The organism is Amycolatopsis rhabdoformis (assembly GCF_035918295.1).
GTDB classification, from domain to species: domain Bacteria; phylum Actinomycetota; class Actinomycetes; order Mycobacteriales; family Pseudonocardiaceae; genus Amycolatopsis; species Amycolatopsis rhabdoformis.
On sequence record NZ_CP142149.1, the window covers coordinates 3,090,121 to 3,104,933 of the forward strand.

Genomic DNA, 14,813 nt, shown 5'->3' on the forward strand with positions numbered 1-14,813 from the left:
CCCGCGCCGTCAGCGCGTGCCGCTCACCGCGTACTCGGGCAGGTGCGCCACGGCCGCCCGGCGATCCACAATGGACCGCAGGATCTCGCCGACGCGCACCGCGGTGTTCGACAGCAGCGAAGACGTGATGCCGTGGGTGTGCTCGGTACCGCCCTGCAGGTACAGCCCGCCGCGCACGGTGGCGTCGGTGGTGATGCGGTAGTCGCGCTCCACCCGCAGCCGGCCTTCGTCGTCACGCCGGCAGCCCGCGGCCAGCGCGCCCAGCAGCGGCGTCGGGTCCGCGGGCAGGTAGCCGGTGGCGTAGACGACCGCGTCGGCGTCGAGCACCGAACGTTCTCCGGTGGTCAGTGATTCGACGGTGGCGCTCACGTGGGTGCCGTGGTCGGTCACCTCCACCGGCCGCGACACGTTGAGCAGCCGCAACCGTTCCACGCCGAGCACCTTCTCCTGGTACACGCGGCGGTAGAGCTCGTCGATCAGGTCGAGGTCGACCGCGGAGTAGTTGGTGGCGCCGTGGTAGCGCATCAGGCGGGCCTTCACCGGCTCGCTCGCGCCGTAGAAGTGGTCGACCGCTTCGGGGTCGAAGATCCGGTTGGCGAACGAGCTGTCGTCGGCCGGGCTGTAGCCGTAGCGCGCGAACACGGCGCACACCTCGGCGCGCGGGAACTCGTCGTGCAGCAGCGCCGCGACCTCGGCCGCGCTCTGGCCCGCGCCGACCACCACGAAGCGGCGGGGTTCGGTGCCGCGCAACCGTTCGACGCGCGGCAGCAGCTGGCTGTTGTGCCAGATCCGGTCACCGCCGGTCACGCCTTCGGGCAGGTTCGGCCGCAATCCGGTGCCCAGCACCAGGTTGCGCGCCCGCAGTTCCACGATCTCGCCGCCGGACTTCGCGCGGACGTCGAAGAAGACCACTTCGTCGCCTTCGCAGACCGGATTGACCGACAGCACCTCGGTGCCGTAGGACACGAGGTCGTCGACCTTCTCCGCCGCCCACTCGAAGTAGTCGTGGAACTCGATCCGCAGCGGGAAGAGGTTCTTGTGGTTGATGAAGTCGATCAGCCGGTCCTTGGCGTGCAGGTAGTTCAGGAAGCTGAACTCGCTGGTCGGGTTGCGCATCGTCGCGAGGTCCTTGAGGAACGAGACCTGCATCGTGGCGGTGTCGATCAACATCCCGCGGTGCCAGCCGAAGCGCGGCTGGCGCTCGAGGAAGTGCGCGGTGACCGTGTCACCGGCTCCGGGCGCGGCGTTGTGCTCGGTCAGCGCGATCGCGAGCGCGAGGTTCGAAGGTCCGAACCCCACCCCGACCACGTCGTACACCGGCACCTGGCCACCGACCACTGCTCGTGACATGAAAGTCCCCTAGCGCGGCACTGCCGCATCTCGGCTCTCGGCTCGCTCACCCGACGGAAAATGCTCAGGAAACCCTAACCTAACTTAGGAGAGGCTCAGCTAGTACCTTGTGGGTGATGTTCGTCCCCCGGACCGCGAAAGGGATTCGCCGATGCGCGTGGCCATGTTCGGCTACCAGACCTGGGGGCACCGCACACTGCGGGCCCTCATCGACGCTGGTCACGAGGTCGTCCTCGTGGTCACGCACCCCAAGAGCGACCACGCCTACGAGAAGATCTGGGACGATTCGGTGGCCGAGCTGGCCGAGGCGAACGGGATCCGCGCGCTGCTGCGCAACCGGCCCGATGACCCGGAGCTGCTGGCCGAGCTGAAGGCCGCGGAGCCCGATCTGATCGTCGCGAACAACTGGCGGACCTGGCTGCCGCCCGAGATCTTCGACCTGCCGCCCCACGGCACGCTGAACGTCCACGACTCGCTGCTGCCCGCCTACGCCGGCTTCTCGCCGCTGATCTGGGCGCTGATCAACGGCGAACCCGAGGTCGGCGTGACCGCGCACCTGATGAACGCCGAGCTCGACGCCGGCGACATCGTGGTGCAGCGCGCGGTGGCCGTGGGTCCGAAGGACACAACCACGGACCTGTTCCACCGCACCGTGGACCTGATCGAGCCGATCGTCGCGGAGGCGCTCGCGCTCATCGAGGCGGGCGCGGTGGTGCCGATCGCGCAGGACCGGGCGAAGGCGAGCTTCTTCCACAAACGCGCACCGCGCGACAGTCTCATCGACTGGACGTGGCCGGCCGCGGACCTCGAACGGCTCGTGCGCGCGCAGTCGGATCCCTACCCCAACGCTTTCGCCTACCACCGCGGGAAGCCGCTGCGGATCGTGCGTGCCTCGGTGTCGGCCGGGCACTACGGCGGCACGCCGGGGCGGATCTTCATCAAGGAGGGCGACGGGGTGGTGATCGTCGCCGGGACCGAAGCACGGCGCGGCCACTCCCCCGGGCTGCTGGTGGAGCGCGTGCGCACGGAGGACGGCACGGAGCTCGCGGCGGCCGAGTACTTCACGACGATGGGCGGGTACCTGACCGATCGGCCGTGAGGCTCGGTGGGTTTCTCCGGTGCGCCGGAATCGTCGGTGGGCCGGGATTGTCAGTGGGCCGGGTTACGGTGATCGCCACCGTGACCCGGCGTGAGCGCGCCGGGCCCGACCACTGGAGGAACCCGAATGGCCACGCCGATGTCCGCCGAACGCGCCCGCGCCTTCCTCACCGAAGGCAGCCGCAGCGCCATCTTCGTCACCGTCCGTGCCGACGGCCGCCCGCACGCCGTGCCGGTCTGGTACGCCACCGACGGCGAAGACGTGCTGGTGAACATCACCCAGGACAGCGTCAAGGGCCGCGCGATCGCGTCGTCGGCCGAAGTGGCCGTGACCGTGCACGACGACGCACCGCCCTACAGCTTCGTCTCGGTCAACGGCACGGCCGAGATCGTGACCGACCCGAACCGCGTGCGCGCCGGCTCGGAACTCATCGCGCGCCGCTACCTACCGGCCGAGGGCGTCGAGCAGTTCGTCGGCTACGCCACCTCACCGGGCAAGGTCCTGGTCGTGGTCCACCCGACGCACACCACCGGCGTCGACGCCGTGGCCGGCTGAGGTGCGCCGGTGGCTCGGAACCCGTCAGGCCTCGGTGACTTTCCCGTCCACCACTTCGAACCGGCGTGTGACCGACACGGCATCGAGCATGCGCCGGGGCGAACCGCACCAGCGACCGCAAACCGACCAGCCCTCCGAGCCTTCCCCGCTCGGCCACCTCGAACCGCGCCTCGACGCCATGGCCGGGCAAGGCGCGCCGGTGACTGGGAACCGGTCTGTCCTCCGCGACTCCCCCATCCACCGCCTCGAACCAGCACGCCACCGACACGGCCTCAACAACATGCCGGGGCGAACCGCACCAGCCACCGCAAACCGACCAGGCCTCCTCGACCTTCCTCTTAGCCACCTCGAATCGCGCGCCGACGCCCGTGGCCGGGCGAGCTGCGCCGGTGACTGGGAACCGGTCAGGCCTCCGCGAGTCCCGCACCCACCACCTCGAACCAGCACGCGACCGACACCGCGCCGCCACCATGGCCAGGCGAACTTCACCAGCGATCGCACGCCGACCAGCCCTCCGCGACTTCCCCTCGGCCACCTCGAACCGCGCGCCAACACCGTGGCCGGGCGAGCTGCGCCAGTGACCGGGATCCGGTCAGGCTTCGGCGACTTCCCCATCCATCACCTCGAACCAGCGCGCGATCGACACGGCGTCGACACCGCGCCGGGGCGAACCGCACCAGCGATCGCACACCGATCAGGCGTCGGCGGCTTCCCCTGGGCCACCTCGAACCGCACGCCAACCCCGTGGCCGGGCGGTCTGCGCCGGTGGCCGGGACCCGTCAGGCCGCGGCAACTTCCCCGTCCACCACTTCAAACCAGCACGCGACCGACCCCGCATCGACGCCGCGCCTAGCCGAACTGCACCAGCCACCGAAAACCCGTCAGGCTTCGGTGACCTTCCCGTCCACCACTTCAAACCGCCGCGTCACCGACACCGCGTCCAGCATCCGCCGGTCGTGGGTCACGAGCAGCAGCGTGCCCGGGTAACGGTCCAAAGCGGACTCGAGCTGCTCGATCGCGGGCAGGTCGAGGTGGTTGGTGGGCTCGTCGAGCACCAGCAGGTTCACACCGCGCGCCTGCAGCAGGGCCAGGGCCGCGCGGGTGCGTTCGCCGGGCGAGAGTGTGGCGGCGGACCGCAGCACGTGTGCCGCTTTGAGGCCGAACTTCGCCAGCAGGGTGCGGACCTCGGCGTCGGGCAGCTCCGGCACCTCGCGGGCGAACGCTTCGGCCAGTGGCACGTCGTCGAGGAACAGGTGCCGGGCCTGGTCGACCTCGCCCACGACCACGCCGGAGCCGAGCGCGGCGTTGCCCTCGTCGAGCGGCAAGCGGCCGAGCAGGGCCGCCAGCAGCGTGGACTTGCCCGCGCCGTTGGCGCCGGTGATGGCCACCTTGTCCGCCCAGTCCACCTGGAGGTCCACCGGACCGAGGGTGAACGGACCGCGGCGCACGACCGCGCCGCGCAGCGTCGCCACGACCGCGCCGGCCCGGGGCGCCGCCGCGATCTCCATCCGCAGCTCCCACTCCTTGCGGGGCTCCTCCACCACGTCGAGCCGCTCGATCATGCGCTCGGTCTGGCGAGCCTTCGACGCCTGCTTCTCCGTGGCCTCGCTGCGGAACTTGCGGCCGACCTTGTCGTTGTCGGTCTGCTTGCGCCGGGCGTTCTTCACGCCCTTTTCCATCCACGAGCGCTGCATCTGCCCGCGGGCCTCGAGCGCCTGCTTGGTGTTGGCGTACTCCTCGTAGTCCTCGCGCGCGTGGCGACGCGCCACGGCCCGTTCCTCCAAATAGGACTCGTAGCCGCCGCCGTAGGTGTTCACCTGCTGCTGCGCCAGGTCCAGCTCCACCACGCGGTCCACCGTGCGCGCGAGGAACTCGCGGTCGTGGCTCACGAGCACCGTGCCCGCGCGCAGGCCGGTCACGAAGCGCTCGAGGCGGGTGAGGCCGTCGAGGTCGAGGTCGTTGGTGGGCTCGTCGAGCAGGAAGATGTCGTAGCGGCTCAGCAGCAGCGAAGCGAGCCCGGCGCGCGCGGCCTGGCCACCCGAGAGCGACGTCATCGGCTGGTCGAGGTCCACGGCGAGCCCCAGCTCGGCCGCCACCTCGCCCGCGCGGTCGTCGAGGTCGGCGCCGCCGAGGGCGAGCCAGCGGTCGAGCGCCGTGCCGTAGCTGTCGTCGGCGCCCGCGGCGCCCTCGGTGAGCGCCTCGGTGGCCACGTCGAGCTCGCGCTGGGCGTCGGCGACCCCGGTGCGGCGCGCGAGGAACTGCCGCACGGACTCCCCCGGCCGGCGTTCGGGCTCCTGGGGGAGGTGCCCCACGGTGGCGGTCGGCGGGTTCAGCCGGACCTCACCCGATTCGGGCCGTTGCAGACCCGCGAGGGTGCGCAGCAGCGTGGACTTGCCGGCGCCGTTCACGCCGACGAGGCCGACGACGTCGCCGGGAGCCACGACCAGGTCGAGGCCGGAGAACAGGATGCGGTCGCCGTGGCCGGAGGCCAGGCCCTTCGCGACGAGTGTTGCGCTCATTTCGCCGCCGATTCTACGGGTGCCACCTGGCGGGACCCCGCGCGCGCCCCGTGTGTCGAGTGTCGTCGTGGTCACGCATCGTGGGTAGCCTGGGCAGGTTCTCAACCACGAAGCAGTGAGGTCGGTGAAAGCGATGGCGGAACCCGCCACGTCGGTCACGCTCGGCCCGAGGGCGAAGCCGCGGGAACCCCGCTCGGCCACGCCGCGGCCGACGGTCAGCAGGCGCCGCGAGGTCAGCCACGCGAGTGCCCGTTCCCTGTTGATGACCGTGCTGGGCGAGTACGTGCTGCCCCGCGACCGTCCCGTGTGGACGTCCATGCTCGTCGAAGCGCTGGGGATGCTCGACATCGAGGAGAAGTCGGCGCGCCAGGCGCTCGCGCGCTCGGCCGCCGAGGGCTGGCTGGTGTCCGAGCGCGTCGGGCGGCGGGTGCGCTGGTCGCTCACCGCACCGGGCCGTCGGCTGCTCACCGAGGGCGCCGACCGGATCTACGCGTTCGGCCGCGAGGCCGTGGCGTGGGAGGGCCGCTGGCTGATGCTGATCGTGTCGGTGCCCGAGGCCAAGCGCGACCTGCGCCACCGGCTGCGCACCCGCCTCACGTGGGCCGGCTTCGGTTCGCCGGTGGCGGGCGTGTGGGTGAGCCCCGACCCGAGCCGGCAGCACGAGGCCCAGCAGATCGTGGCGGAGCTGCAGCTCGACGCCCAGGCGATGTCGTTCACCGCCGAGTACGGCGAGGTCGGCGAGCAGGAGAGCATGGTCGAGCGCTCGTGGGACCTCTCGGAGCTCACCGACCGCTACGAGGACTTCATCGACCGCTTCACCGGCCTGCGCCCGACCGGCGACCCGGCCGTTCTGCGCGCGCAGACGGAACTCGTACACGAGTGGCGCCGCTTCCCGTTCCTCGACCCGCGGCTGCCGGCCGAGCTGCTGCCCGCGGAGTGGAGCGGGCGCAAGGCGAGCGAGCTGTTCCACCGCAAGCACGTGGAGTGGCGCCCGGCCGCGCAGGCGTACTGGGACAAGCTGCTGGACAACGAGGAGAAGGCGTGACCAGGCTCGACCGCTCCGACGGCCTCGCGGTGCTCACGATCGACGCACCGCCGCTCAACCTCTACACCGCCGAGCTGCAAGCGGACCTGCTCCGGCTCATCGCTTCGCTGGAGGCCGAGCCGGCGCGGGCGCTGCTGATCCGCGCCGAGGGCCGCGTGGTCAGCGGCGGCGTCGACGTCGCCCTGTTCGACGCGCAGGGCTCGCCGGCCGAGGCGAAGGTGTTCTTCGACGAGCTGCTCACGGTGCCCGACCGCATCGCCGCGCTGCCGTTCCCCACCGTGTTCGCCGCCCACGGCCTGTGCCTCACCTGGGCGTTCGAGGTGGCCGTGGCGTGCGACCTGCTGCTGGCCGCTTCGCGCGCGAAGTTCGGGCTGGTGGAGAAGGTGGTGGGGCTGACGCCGACCATGGGCGGCACCCAGCGGCTCGCCGCGCGCGCCGGCGTCGCGCGGGCCAAGGAGTTCGTGTTCACCGGCGACACCTACTCCGCCGAGACGCTCGAACGCTGGAACGTGGTGAACCGCGTGCTGCCCGACGAGGGCTTCGACGCCGCGGCGCGCGCTTTCGCGGCCGGGCTCGCGGCCGGCCCGACGCGGGCCCACGCCGCCACGAAACGCGTGCTGGCACACTTCGAACACGGCGGCGTCCCCGAAGCCAACGCCCACGTGACCACGATCGCCGCCGAGCTGTTCGACACCGAAGACCTGCGCGGCGCGGTGAAGTCGTTCCTCACCGAAGGGCCCGGCAAGGCGAGCTTCACCGGCCGCTGAGGCCTCAGCGGGGCAGCTGCCCCGGGCGGTCGACGATCCCGTAACCGACCACGGCGCCCTGGGTGGTGCCGAGGTAGGTGAACGTCTTGGCGTCGAACACCAGCGTCACGCCGTGCCCGGGCCAGGTGATGCCGACCCCCGGGCGGCCCGCCGCGTCGGTCACGTGGTCCACGGCCTGCAGCCCGGGCACCTTGGCGGCGGCGTCGAACAGGGCCGCCTTCGTGCGCGGCGACAGGTAGGTCTCGCCGACGAGCATCTGCACGTCCTTGCCCATCGCGTTCACATCGCCGGCTTCGCCGCTGTGGTGCTTGTCGAGGTACTGGAACATCGCGTCGGCGGTGGTCGGCAGGTCGGCGCGGTAGGCCGGCGTCACCACACACGGCTCTTCGGTGCCGTTCGCCGCCGGGTTGTTGGCACCCTGCACGCGGTACTTGCCGTCGACGCAGGCCTGCAGGGTGAGCGTCTGGCCGTCCTGGCGGACGTAGCCGTCGTGCTTGCCGTCGGCCGAGATCCAGGCTTCGCGGTCGCTGTCGGCGTACTGCGTCTTCACGTACACGAACTGGTCGGGCCGCGGCGGGGTGCTCGGCAGCTTCAGGGCTTCGGCCGCGGCGTCGTGCAGCACGCGCACGGGGTCGGCCGCGGCCCGGGGCGGCGCGAGCGGACCGTCACCGTTGGGGGCGAACGAGACGACGGCGGTGATGGCCGCCGCGATCCCGACGGTCGCGGTGCCGGCCAGCCAGAGGCGTTTCCGGCTGCGGGGCTCCTTCGCCGTGACCGCGACCAGCCGGGCCCGGGCGGCCTGGAGCTCGGCGAGGTCGGGCAGCGGGACGTCGGCCGTGCGTTCGCGGACCAGCTGCAGCTCATCCATGGGACGGAACCTCCTTCACGTCGGGGTGTTCAGCGGCGCCGAGCGCGGCGCGCAACTGGCGGCGGGCGCGGTTGAGCCGCGACCGGACGGTGCCGACCGGGATGCCCAGCGCCTGCGCCACCTCCTCGTAGGCGAGCTGTTCGGCCGCGACGAGCAGCACCACGTCCCGGTCACCGGCCGACAGCGCCGCGAGCGCCGCCCCCAGCTCGGGCCCGCGCGCCTGGGCGCTCACCTGGGCCGCCACGCGGTCGGCGTGCCCGTCCACCGCGTCCTGCGGCCCGACGGCGCGCAGCAGGCGGTACTGGCGCACCTCGTCGCGGCGGTGGCGGCTCACGATGTTGGTCGCGATGCCGTAGAGCCACGGCCGCGCGTCCGGCCGGTCGCGGTCGTACCGGTCGCGTTTGCCGAACGCGACCAGGAACGTGTCAGCCAACGCGTCGTCCGCCACGTCCCGACCCAGGCGCCGCGCGAGGTACCGGTGGATGTGCGGCGCGTGCCGGTCGAAGATGGCGGCGAACAGGTCGGGTTCGGCCACGGACCGGCCGATCACCCCGGCGTCGTCCATCGATCACCCCTTCTCGGATGCAGTGTCACCGGTTATCCGCAGGAGCGGCGAATCGAGTTCATTCAGCGGGCTGAACGGTCATTCCGAATGCGAATGATGTCCGGATTCGCGCTTGACGTTCCATGGTCTGGACCACACACTGATCACAGCGCTCACCGGTGACAGATCCGCCTCCCGTCCCCCCACCGAGGAGAGCCATGTCCGCTCGCAGACTCCTGTCGTTCGCCGCCCTGATCCCGATCAGCCTCGGCCTCCTGACGGCCCCGGCCCAGGCCGCGCCCGCCACCTTCACCCATCCGGGCGTCCTCGTGAGCCGCCCGCAGCTGGATTTCGTGCGGGACAAGGTTTCCGCCGGCGCACAGCCGTGGAAGAGCGCGTACGACCAGATGATGGGCAGCAAGTACGCCTCACTGTCCCGCACGGCGAAACCCCGCGCCGTCGTGGAGTGCGGCTCGTACTCCAACCCGAACCTCGGCTGCACCGACGAGCGCGAGGACGCCATCGCGGCCTACACCGACGCCCTGGCCTGGTACCTCACGCAGGACGCGCGCTACGCCCAGAAGGCCATCGCCCTCATGGACGCCTGGTCCGCCACGATCACCAGCCACACCAACAGCAACGCCCCCTTGCAGACCGGCTGGGCCGGCGCCTCGTGGTCACGCGCCGCCGAACTGATCAAGTCCACCTACACGAGCTGGCCCAACGCCGGCCGCTTCGCGACCATGCTGCGCACCGTCTACCTGCCGAAGCTCCTGGCCGGCAGCAACAGCAACGGCAACTGGGAACTCGTGATGACCGAGGCCGCCGTCGGCATCTCCGTCTTCCTCGACGACAAAACCAGCTACGACTCCGCCATGACCCGCTACCGCAACCGCGTGGCGGCCTACGTCTACCTCCCCACGGACGGCACCCTCCCCAAAACCGTCCCCGGCAGCGGCCTCACCACCCGCGACCAGATCGTGAACTACTGGCAGAAACAGTCCACCTTCACCACCGGCCTCACCCAGGAAACCTGCCGCGACTTCGTCCACACGGGCTACGGCATCGCCTCCATCGCCGACGTCGCCGAAACCTCCCGCATCCAAGGCCAGGACTTGTACGGCACCGACATCGGCGAACGCCTCCGCCAGGCCCTCGGCTTCCAGTCCAAGTACGAACTCGGCACCCCCGCCCCGTCTTCCCTGTGCGGCGGCACCCTCCACCTCGGCCTGGGCCCCGTGACCGAGGTCGGCTACAACGCCCTCCACACCCGCCTCGGCATCGCCATGACCAACACCCAAACCCTCACCACCCGCCAACGCCCCGCCGGCACCAACAACCTCTTCGTCGCCTGGCAAACCCTCACCCACGCGGAGAACCCCGCCTGAGGCTCGTGTGACTGCTGAGGTTGTCGTGCTGCCCTTGTTTCCGCAGGTCAGCAGGTAAGTGGTGCCCCCTTGCAACCCCCTCCACGCGACCCGCTAAAGTACTCACATCGCGCTTCACGGATCACCTCCGCGGAGCACGGGTCCGGGCTGTGGCGCAGTTTGGTAGCGCACTTGACTGGGGGTCAAGGGGTCGCAGGTTCAAATCCTGTCAGCCCGACCGGACGAGAAAGCCGCTTGGCTTGGGTGAAAGCCCAGGTCAAGCGGCTCTTTGCATTGCAAGTTTCCGATCTTGGACCGAAGCCGCCTAGAGCGCCTTGGGGACCACTTGGGGACCATCTGTACCCCGTCTGAGCACGTTCAGGAGTGTTCAAGGTTCTGCCGTTGCTCGAAGCCATCGCTCGTCCGAGTCAGTACACCCATCGCCCGGCGCCAGACGACCTGCCAGCGGCGCCACCGAGGCAAGAGCGCATACAGAAGGCAGTGCCCTCGCGGCGCAGGAGCGTCGCCGACTAAGCCGGGCGCTAGGGTCACGCTCGCGCGGCCAAACGGTATCTTGCCAACCCCTGCAGGCCCACCAGCCCGTATTCGGACTGGCCGGGGCAAGGCGCAAGTCGACGAAACAACCCGTTAACGCAAGACTCCACCACGGCCTCAGTTATCAACTAACTAGCTGAAAAACTTTGGAGGTTCTCCCGTCTTCAAATACTGTGCGAATATATCTTCGTCAAGATCTTCAACCCAGTGCGGTGGGATGTCCTGCACCAGTAAGTCAGCAGGGTAGCCAGGAGCCCTTCTCAGATCATGCAAAATCTGCGGCGTCGCTAGTTCAACCGGCAAGACGCTCGGGTTTCGGTTCGCATACGCTCGCATATTTGCCCCATCACTGAACCCTGAGGATGAATAGATAACGCCACGATCTGCGCCAATATCCAGAAGTTTCCCAATGAACGCATCAATAATCTGCACGTCTGCCGGACGCCGACGCAGTTTGCACTCAACTGCAACAGAAATTCGCTGTCCGATTACAGTCCCTTCGGCCCAGACGTCAATCTGGCGCGCGACTTGACTAAGACGACCCTGCACGTGCGCGTTATGACGAACGGTAGCATCTGGATCCAAGGCTGACAGTAACTCTCGAACAGATACCTCATACCGTTGCCAGAGAGGGTCAGAGTCCGACGAATCAGGAACTTTACCATTACTCATTCCGTCAATATTTCCAGATTTATAGTCCAATGTCCAGGGCGCCGCGACGCTCGATCAATCTGGACCGAAATTTCTCTTGTGTGCACAGCGTTCCAGGAATCGAGGATGCCGCGTAGCTCACAGGTTCGCAAAATCCGGAATTTCCCAACTCTTTCCGCTATGAATTTCTGATTCACGGTCAGCGAATTTCGTGCCCGAATGTTCGGCTAGACGGCATGCAGGTGCGAACGCCGCGGCGATCTCAGGTGTTTCGTGAGCAGCTCACCAGCATCCACTACTGACTGGCGACCCGGATGCAAATAGCGCTGTGTTGTGGTCAGCGACCCGTGCCCGGCGATCTTTCGCAGGTGATGCACGGGGACGCCAGCGTCTGCCATCCATGTCAGGCCCGTGTGGCGCAGGTCGTGGCGTCGAAGGTGCTCGTAGCCGAGCTTTGAAACCACCTCATCCCACGAAGTTGCGTCGCGGAGGACGGCTGTCGTGATGCGGCCGCCGCGAGGACCCGTGAACAGCCGGCCGTCCGGGTCGCGGTCGGCCAGGGCGATACGGCGCTCGACGAGCTCCCGAATGTCCTCGATCAAAGGCACGGTCCGCGCCCGCTTGCCCTTGGTGCCCTTGTCCACGAGCCCACCAGGTGACGGAGTGGTCTGGCGTCGGACCGTCCACGTCCATTCGGTCGTGTCGATGTCCCGCACACGGCAGCCCGAGACTTCCCCGATCCGGGCGGCCGTCGACGCCGCGAACAACACGACCTCACCCCAACCGCGATACTCACCCGACGAGCGTTCGACCAGCGCATCGGCCAAGGTTGTCAGCGCGAACCAGTCCGGGAGCGCCAGCGACCGCGGATCGTCCAACTCGTCCTCAGCACGCTTGTACTCCTGCTGCCACCCCGTCACCCGCGCCGGGTTTCGGTCGATCAGCTCGTCACGAACCGCCTGCTCCATGACCCGCACGAGCACGGCGATGCTGTTCTTCACCGTCGACCGGCTGCACTCATCGGCGATCCACGCGTGAACCGCGCGGTCGACCGCCCCGTTCGTGATCATGCTGACCGGCAAGTGCCCCAACGAGGGAACGACGCGCTTGCGCCAGCCGGCCATGTACGGGTCAGTCGTCTTCGCTTCCAGACCACGCAAGGCAAGTGGCATATTGGCGTCGCCGTACTCCGACAGCGACATGGTGGCCGTCAACGGGTCGACACCCTGCGCCGCTGCACGCTCGATTCGCTGGACCCAACCCCGAGCGTCGTCTTCCTCGGCGAACGACTCCGACTTGCTCGGCCGCTTCTTCGTCACCGGGTCGATCCACCGCACCCGGGCCTTGTAGGGCTTGGCCCGCCCCGCCCGATACTCGATATCCGATGAGAGCGAGACTCCAATCGGAAGAGCCACCTCACCCGCCATTACGCAGCCACCGCCCCAGGATCGACCCGCCTACTCCGAAGCCAGGCCTCCACGTCAGCAGCGCTGTAGACCGTCACGCGCTCCGATAGCTGCACAAACGGCGGACCCTGCGGCGGCCGAGACGTACGCCAGCGCCTCACGGTCGACGGGTCTACACCCAACAGCTCGCCCAGTTCCTCGGTGGTGAACCAAGGCCCGTCCACGAGTCGCAGTTCCATCTGGTCCTCCTCAGTCACGCTGCCGTCCGAGTTGCCGAAGTTTCCGGCGGTGAAGCGGCGAGTAGTGCTCGGTCGTACTCGGCCTTCCAGGCGATGCGTTCGGCGATCGCGTGCATAACGAGATGCGGGCGGGGTGGCACCTGTGGGTCGCCGGCATCGACTTTCCGCCAGACCAGCCGCGATGGATCCGGTTGTGGCTTCTCGATGCCGACGGCCGCCAGCGCATCCAGGACGAAGCCGCGCCGGTCGGCCTTGTGGTCCACGAGCGTCTTGCCCGACCACTTCCGCGACACCAGCACCCGACGCCCCGGAAGCCCGAGCGTGGTCCGCCGGTGGGCCCGTCCCTTGCAGTGGCCTGGAGTGGTCTTCCCGTTGGCGCCCCTGGGCTGGATCCCGTAGAGCAGCCAGACCGCACAGCTCCACCCGCACCTCGTCCCACGACGGACCCGAGCGGACCTTGAGCACCTTCGGCAGATCAACCCCGGTTCGGGTAGACGTCGAACGAGACAGCGAACGCCGCCGCCCGACGAGGTTGACATTGACAACCACCGGCATCGCCTCGTCCCGGATGGACAGTCCGCAGGCGTGCAGCCAACCCGGGAGCTTGCGGCCGTAGACCGCCCAGCGTGCCCACCAGGAGCGCAGGAAACGCCAGCACAGTTGGTCGAACGACACCACGTCGATGAGACGCCACACAGTGAGCACGGCGGCGATTGCAGCGAGCGTTGCGGCAAGCGACACCCACCCGAGCACCTGGACCCACACAAAAGCGGCAACGACCGTGAGACTGGTGCGCCACCGCCTGAACACCTGCGCTACGAGCCAGAAAATGCCCTTGCACAGCCACCACAGAGCCACGAACACGATCGCGGCCGCCGCCAATGCCTCAGCAACCGAGGCCAGCGCGCGGCCGATCTTGTGCAGCACCCAGACCCCGAGCCCGAGGCCTGCGGTCAACATCACCAAGAAGCCTGCCGACATCACCGGTCACCTCGCCGCACGGTGAGGTCCAGCGGCAGCGCGCCCAAGCAGTGAGCACACTTCGTCTCGCCAGGCAGGAGCTTCGCGAATCGTCTGCAGGAGGTACACCGCGTTTGGGTGACCCCGTCTAGCGGACGGTTCTTGCCATCGTTTAGCGTTGTCATTGTTCACTTCCGCTGGTTGTGGACAAGCGCAGGAGCGGCAAGGTTGGTAGCCAGGTTCCGCTTCTGCGCCTTACGGGTCACGAACACCGAATGAGGCCGTGCTTCATCGCCGCACGTCCTCACGCGCGTTTTTCGTTATTCCTCTTGACTTCTCGGTCGTCTACATGCGACTAGTTGTTGTGCGACTTCTCCGCCTGGATACGTGCCGACACCTCACCAGCCTTCCGTTCCTCGTAGCCGACCCAGTACATGGCTTCGTGGTGATGCCACCGATCGATGTCCGCGACGATGCGATACATCCGGGCGTTGCCCTGGTGAAAAGCCACCCACGCGGTGAGGTCCGCATTGGACGGCGGACGTCGCTCGGACGCCGCAGTGTGCGCAGCCTGGAGAGTCGTGGGCTCAGTCGTCGTCGCCATCACGCGCCAGTCCCGCCCGCGCCTCGACCACTGCCGCCAGTTGCTCCGCCCCATCGCGGAGCTGGCGAAGGAACTCCGCGAACCTCGGCCACAGCGCCGGATCGGCCGGCGGGGTGATCGCCAGGCTGTCCGGATCGAGGTACACCACCAAACCCGGAGGTATCGCCGAACCACTCTGGTGCACCCCCGCGACCGCCTCTGGTCCGGGCGTCCACGTCGCGCTGAACGTCAACGCCGCTTCCTTCCTGCTGCTGCCAGTGCCGCGCCTGGTCCTCGAACGCCTC

General features: G+C 68.7%; 14 protein-coding genes, 1 tRNA gene and 1 pseudogene. 6 read left to right on the forward strand and 10 right to left on the reverse strand.

Annotation, left to right across the window (positions count from 1 at the left end; genetic code table 11):
* Positions 1 to 9: 9 nt before the first annotated feature.
* Entirely contained in the window at positions 10 to 1,350 is a 1,341-nt protein-coding gene (locus tag VSH64_RS13900; RefSeq protein ID WP_326835996.1) for a lysine N(6)-hydroxylase/L-ornithine N(5)-oxygenase family protein, read from the reverse strand.
* 151 nt (positions 1,351 to 1,501) lie between these two features.
* Here VSH64_RS13900 and VSH64_RS13905 point away from each other — a divergent pair, with 151 nt between their 5' ends.
* Entirely contained in the window at positions 1,502 to 2,449 is a 948-nt protein-coding gene (locus VSH64_RS13905) for a methionyl-tRNA formyltransferase (RefSeq protein ID WP_326835997.1), read from the forward strand.
* Between the two features lie 126 nt (positions 2,450 to 2,575).
* Entirely contained in the window at positions 2,576 to 3,004 is a 429-nt protein-coding gene (locus VSH64_RS13910; protein WP_326835998.1) for a PPOX class F420-dependent oxidoreductase, read from the forward strand.
* Between the two features lie 881 nt (positions 3,005 to 3,885).
* On the opposite strand, the gene VSH64_RS13915 is transcribed toward VSH64_RS13910, so the two are convergent.
* Positions 3,886 to 5,523: an ABC-F family ATP-binding cassette domain-containing protein gene (locus VSH64_RS13915; RefSeq protein WP_326835999.1), complete on the reverse strand. Its 1,638-nt coding sequence runs from the start codon at positions 5,521 to 5,523 to the stop codon at positions 3,886 to 3,888.
* Positions 5,524 to 5,656: 133 nt separating this feature from the next.
* On the opposite strand from VSH64_RS13915, the gene VSH64_RS13920 reads away from it, so the two are divergent.
* Together VSH64_RS13920 and VSH64_RS13925 are read left to right on the forward strand one after the other, a co-directional pair.
* Positions 5,657 to 6,568, forward strand: coding sequence for a PaaX family transcriptional regulator (locus VSH64_RS13920; protein WP_326836000.1), 912 nt, complete (start codon positions 5,657 to 5,659; stop codon positions 6,566 to 6,568).
* The gene (locus tag VSH64_RS13925) at positions 6,565 to 7,335 is read left to right on the forward strand and encodes an enoyl-CoA hydratase/isomerase family protein (protein ID WP_326836001.1); all 771 of its coding nucleotides are present in this window, start codon (positions 6,565 to 6,567) and stop codon (positions 7,333 to 7,335) included. Before VSH64_RS13920 ends, VSH64_RS13925 begins: the two co-directional genes overlap by 4 nt.
* A gap of 4 nt (positions 7,336 to 7,339) precedes the next feature.
* Here the strand turns inward: VSH64_RS13925 and VSH64_RS13930 are convergent, their stop codons facing one another.
* A complete protein-coding gene (locus VSH64_RS13930) occupies positions 7,340 to 8,203 on the reverse strand; it encodes a CU044_5270 family protein (RefSeq protein ID WP_326836002.1) in 864 nt (287 codons plus the stop codon).
* Positions 8,196 to 8,768 carry an RNA polymerase sigma factor gene (locus VSH64_RS13935; protein ID WP_326836003.1) on the reverse strand — a complete coding sequence of 191 codons (573 nt, stop codon included), beginning with the start codon at positions 8,766 to 8,768 and terminating at the stop codon, positions 8,196 to 8,198. Before VSH64_RS13935 ends, VSH64_RS13930 begins: the two co-directional genes overlap by 8 nt.
* A 197-nt stretch (positions 8,769 to 8,965) precedes the next feature.
* Here VSH64_RS13935 and VSH64_RS13940 point away from each other — a divergent pair, with 197 nt between their 5' ends.
* Both VSH64_RS13940 and VSH64_RS13945 read left to right on the forward strand, forming a co-directional pair.
* On the forward strand, positions 8,966 to 10,135 hold the full coding sequence (locus tag VSH64_RS13940) for an alginate lyase family protein (RefSeq protein ID WP_326836004.1): 1,170 nt from the start codon (positions 8,966 to 8,968) through the stop codon (positions 10,133 to 10,135).
* 143 nt (positions 10,136 to 10,278) lie between these two features.
* Positions 10,279 to 10,352: transfer RNA gene (locus VSH64_RS13945), tRNA-Pro, on the forward strand.
* Between the two features lie 449 nt (positions 10,353 to 10,801).
* Here the strand turns inward: VSH64_RS13945 and VSH64_RS48505 are convergent.
* The 6 genes and pseudogenes from VSH64_RS48505 to VSH64_RS13970 all read right to left on the reverse strand — a co-directional run bounded on the left by VSH64_RS48505 (position 10,802) and on the right by VSH64_RS13970 (position 14,761).
* Positions 10,802 to 11,341 (reverse strand): restriction endonuclease, encoded by a 540-nt coding sequence (locus VSH64_RS48505; RefSeq protein ID WP_407655644.1) that lies wholly within the window; start codon positions 11,339 to 11,341, stop codon positions 10,802 to 10,804.
* A 206-nt stretch (positions 11,342 to 11,547) separates the two neighbouring features.
* Positions 11,548 to 12,747, reverse strand: a complete 1,200-nt coding sequence (locus VSH64_RS13950) for a tyrosine-type recombinase/integrase (RefSeq protein ID WP_326836005.1) — start codon at positions 12,745 to 12,747, stop codon at positions 11,548 to 11,550.
* Entirely contained in the window at positions 12,747 to 12,965 is a 219-nt protein-coding gene (locus tag VSH64_RS13955) for a helix-turn-helix transcriptional regulator (protein WP_326836006.1), read from the reverse strand. The genes VSH64_RS13950 and VSH64_RS13955 overlap by 1 nt, the downstream gene beginning before the upstream one ends.
* 14 nt (positions 12,966 to 12,979) lie before the next feature.
* Positions 12,980 to 13,399: pseudogene (locus VSH64_RS13960) on the reverse strand (replication initiator); the annotation flags it as partial.
* An 881-nt stretch (positions 13,400 to 14,280) separates the two neighbouring features.
* The gene (locus tag VSH64_RS13965; protein WP_326837946.1) at positions 14,281 to 14,529 is read right to left on the reverse strand and encodes an AMED_5909 family protein; all 249 of its coding nucleotides are present in this window, start codon (positions 14,527 to 14,529) and stop codon (positions 14,281 to 14,283) included.
* The gene (locus VSH64_RS13970) at positions 14,513 to 14,761 is read right to left on the reverse strand and encodes a hypothetical protein (RefSeq protein ID WP_326836007.1); all 249 of its coding nucleotides are present in this window, start codon (positions 14,759 to 14,761) and stop codon (positions 14,513 to 14,515) included. The genes VSH64_RS13965 and VSH64_RS13970 overlap by 17 nt, the downstream gene beginning before the upstream one ends.
* Between the last annotated feature and the right edge of the window lie 52 nt (positions 14,762 to 14,813).

What these genes read in the sequence shown, in the direction of transcription:
- VSH64_RS13900 (WP_326835996.1), bottom strand. Translation starts at nt 1,350, where the DNA reads ATGTCACGAGCAGTGGTCGGTGGCCAGGTGCCGGTGTACGACGTGGTC.
- VSH64_RS13905 (WP_326835997.1), top strand. Translation starts at nt 1,502, where the DNA reads ATGCGCGTGGCCATGTTCGGCTACCAGACCTGGGGGCACCGCACACTG.
- VSH64_RS13910 (WP_326835998.1), top strand. Translation starts at nt 2,576, where the DNA reads ATGGCCACGCCGATGTCCGCCGAACGCGCCCGCGCCTTCCTCACCGAA.
- VSH64_RS13915 (WP_326835999.1), bottom strand. Translation starts at nt 5,523, where the DNA reads ATGAGCGCAACACTCGTCGCGAAGGGCCTGGCCTCCGGCCACGGCGAC.
- VSH64_RS13920 (WP_326836000.1), top strand. Translation starts at nt 5,657, where the DNA reads ATGGCGGAACCCGCCACGTCGGTCACGCTCGGCCCGAGGGCGAAGCCG.
- VSH64_RS13930 (WP_326836002.1), bottom strand. Translation starts at nt 8,203, where the DNA reads ATGGATGAGCTGCAGCTGGTCCGCGAACGCACGGCCGACGTCCCGCTG.
- VSH64_RS13935 (WP_326836003.1), bottom strand. Translation starts at nt 8,768, where the DNA reads ATGGACGACGCCGGGGTGATCGGCCGGTCCGTGGCCGAACCCGACCTG.
- VSH64_RS13940 (WP_326836004.1), top strand. Translation starts at nt 8,966, where the DNA reads ATGTCCGCTCGCAGACTCCTGTCGTTCGCCGCCCTGATCCCGATCAGC.
- VSH64_RS48505 (WP_407655644.1), bottom strand. Translation starts at nt 11,341, where the DNA reads ATGAGTAATGGTAAAGTTCCTGATTCGTCGGACTCTGACCCTCTCTGG.
- VSH64_RS13950 (WP_326836005.1), bottom strand. Translation starts at nt 12,747, where the DNA reads ATGGCGGGTGAGGTGGCTCTTCCGATTGGAGTCTCGCTCTCATCGGAT.
- VSH64_RS13955 (WP_326836006.1), bottom strand. Translation starts at nt 12,965, where the DNA reads ATGGAACTGCGACTCGTGGACGGGCCTTGGTTCACCACCGAGGAACTG.
- VSH64_RS13965 (WP_326837946.1), bottom strand. Translation starts at nt 14,529, where the DNA reads ATGGCGACGACGACTGAGCCCACGACTCTCCAGGCTGCGCACACTGCG.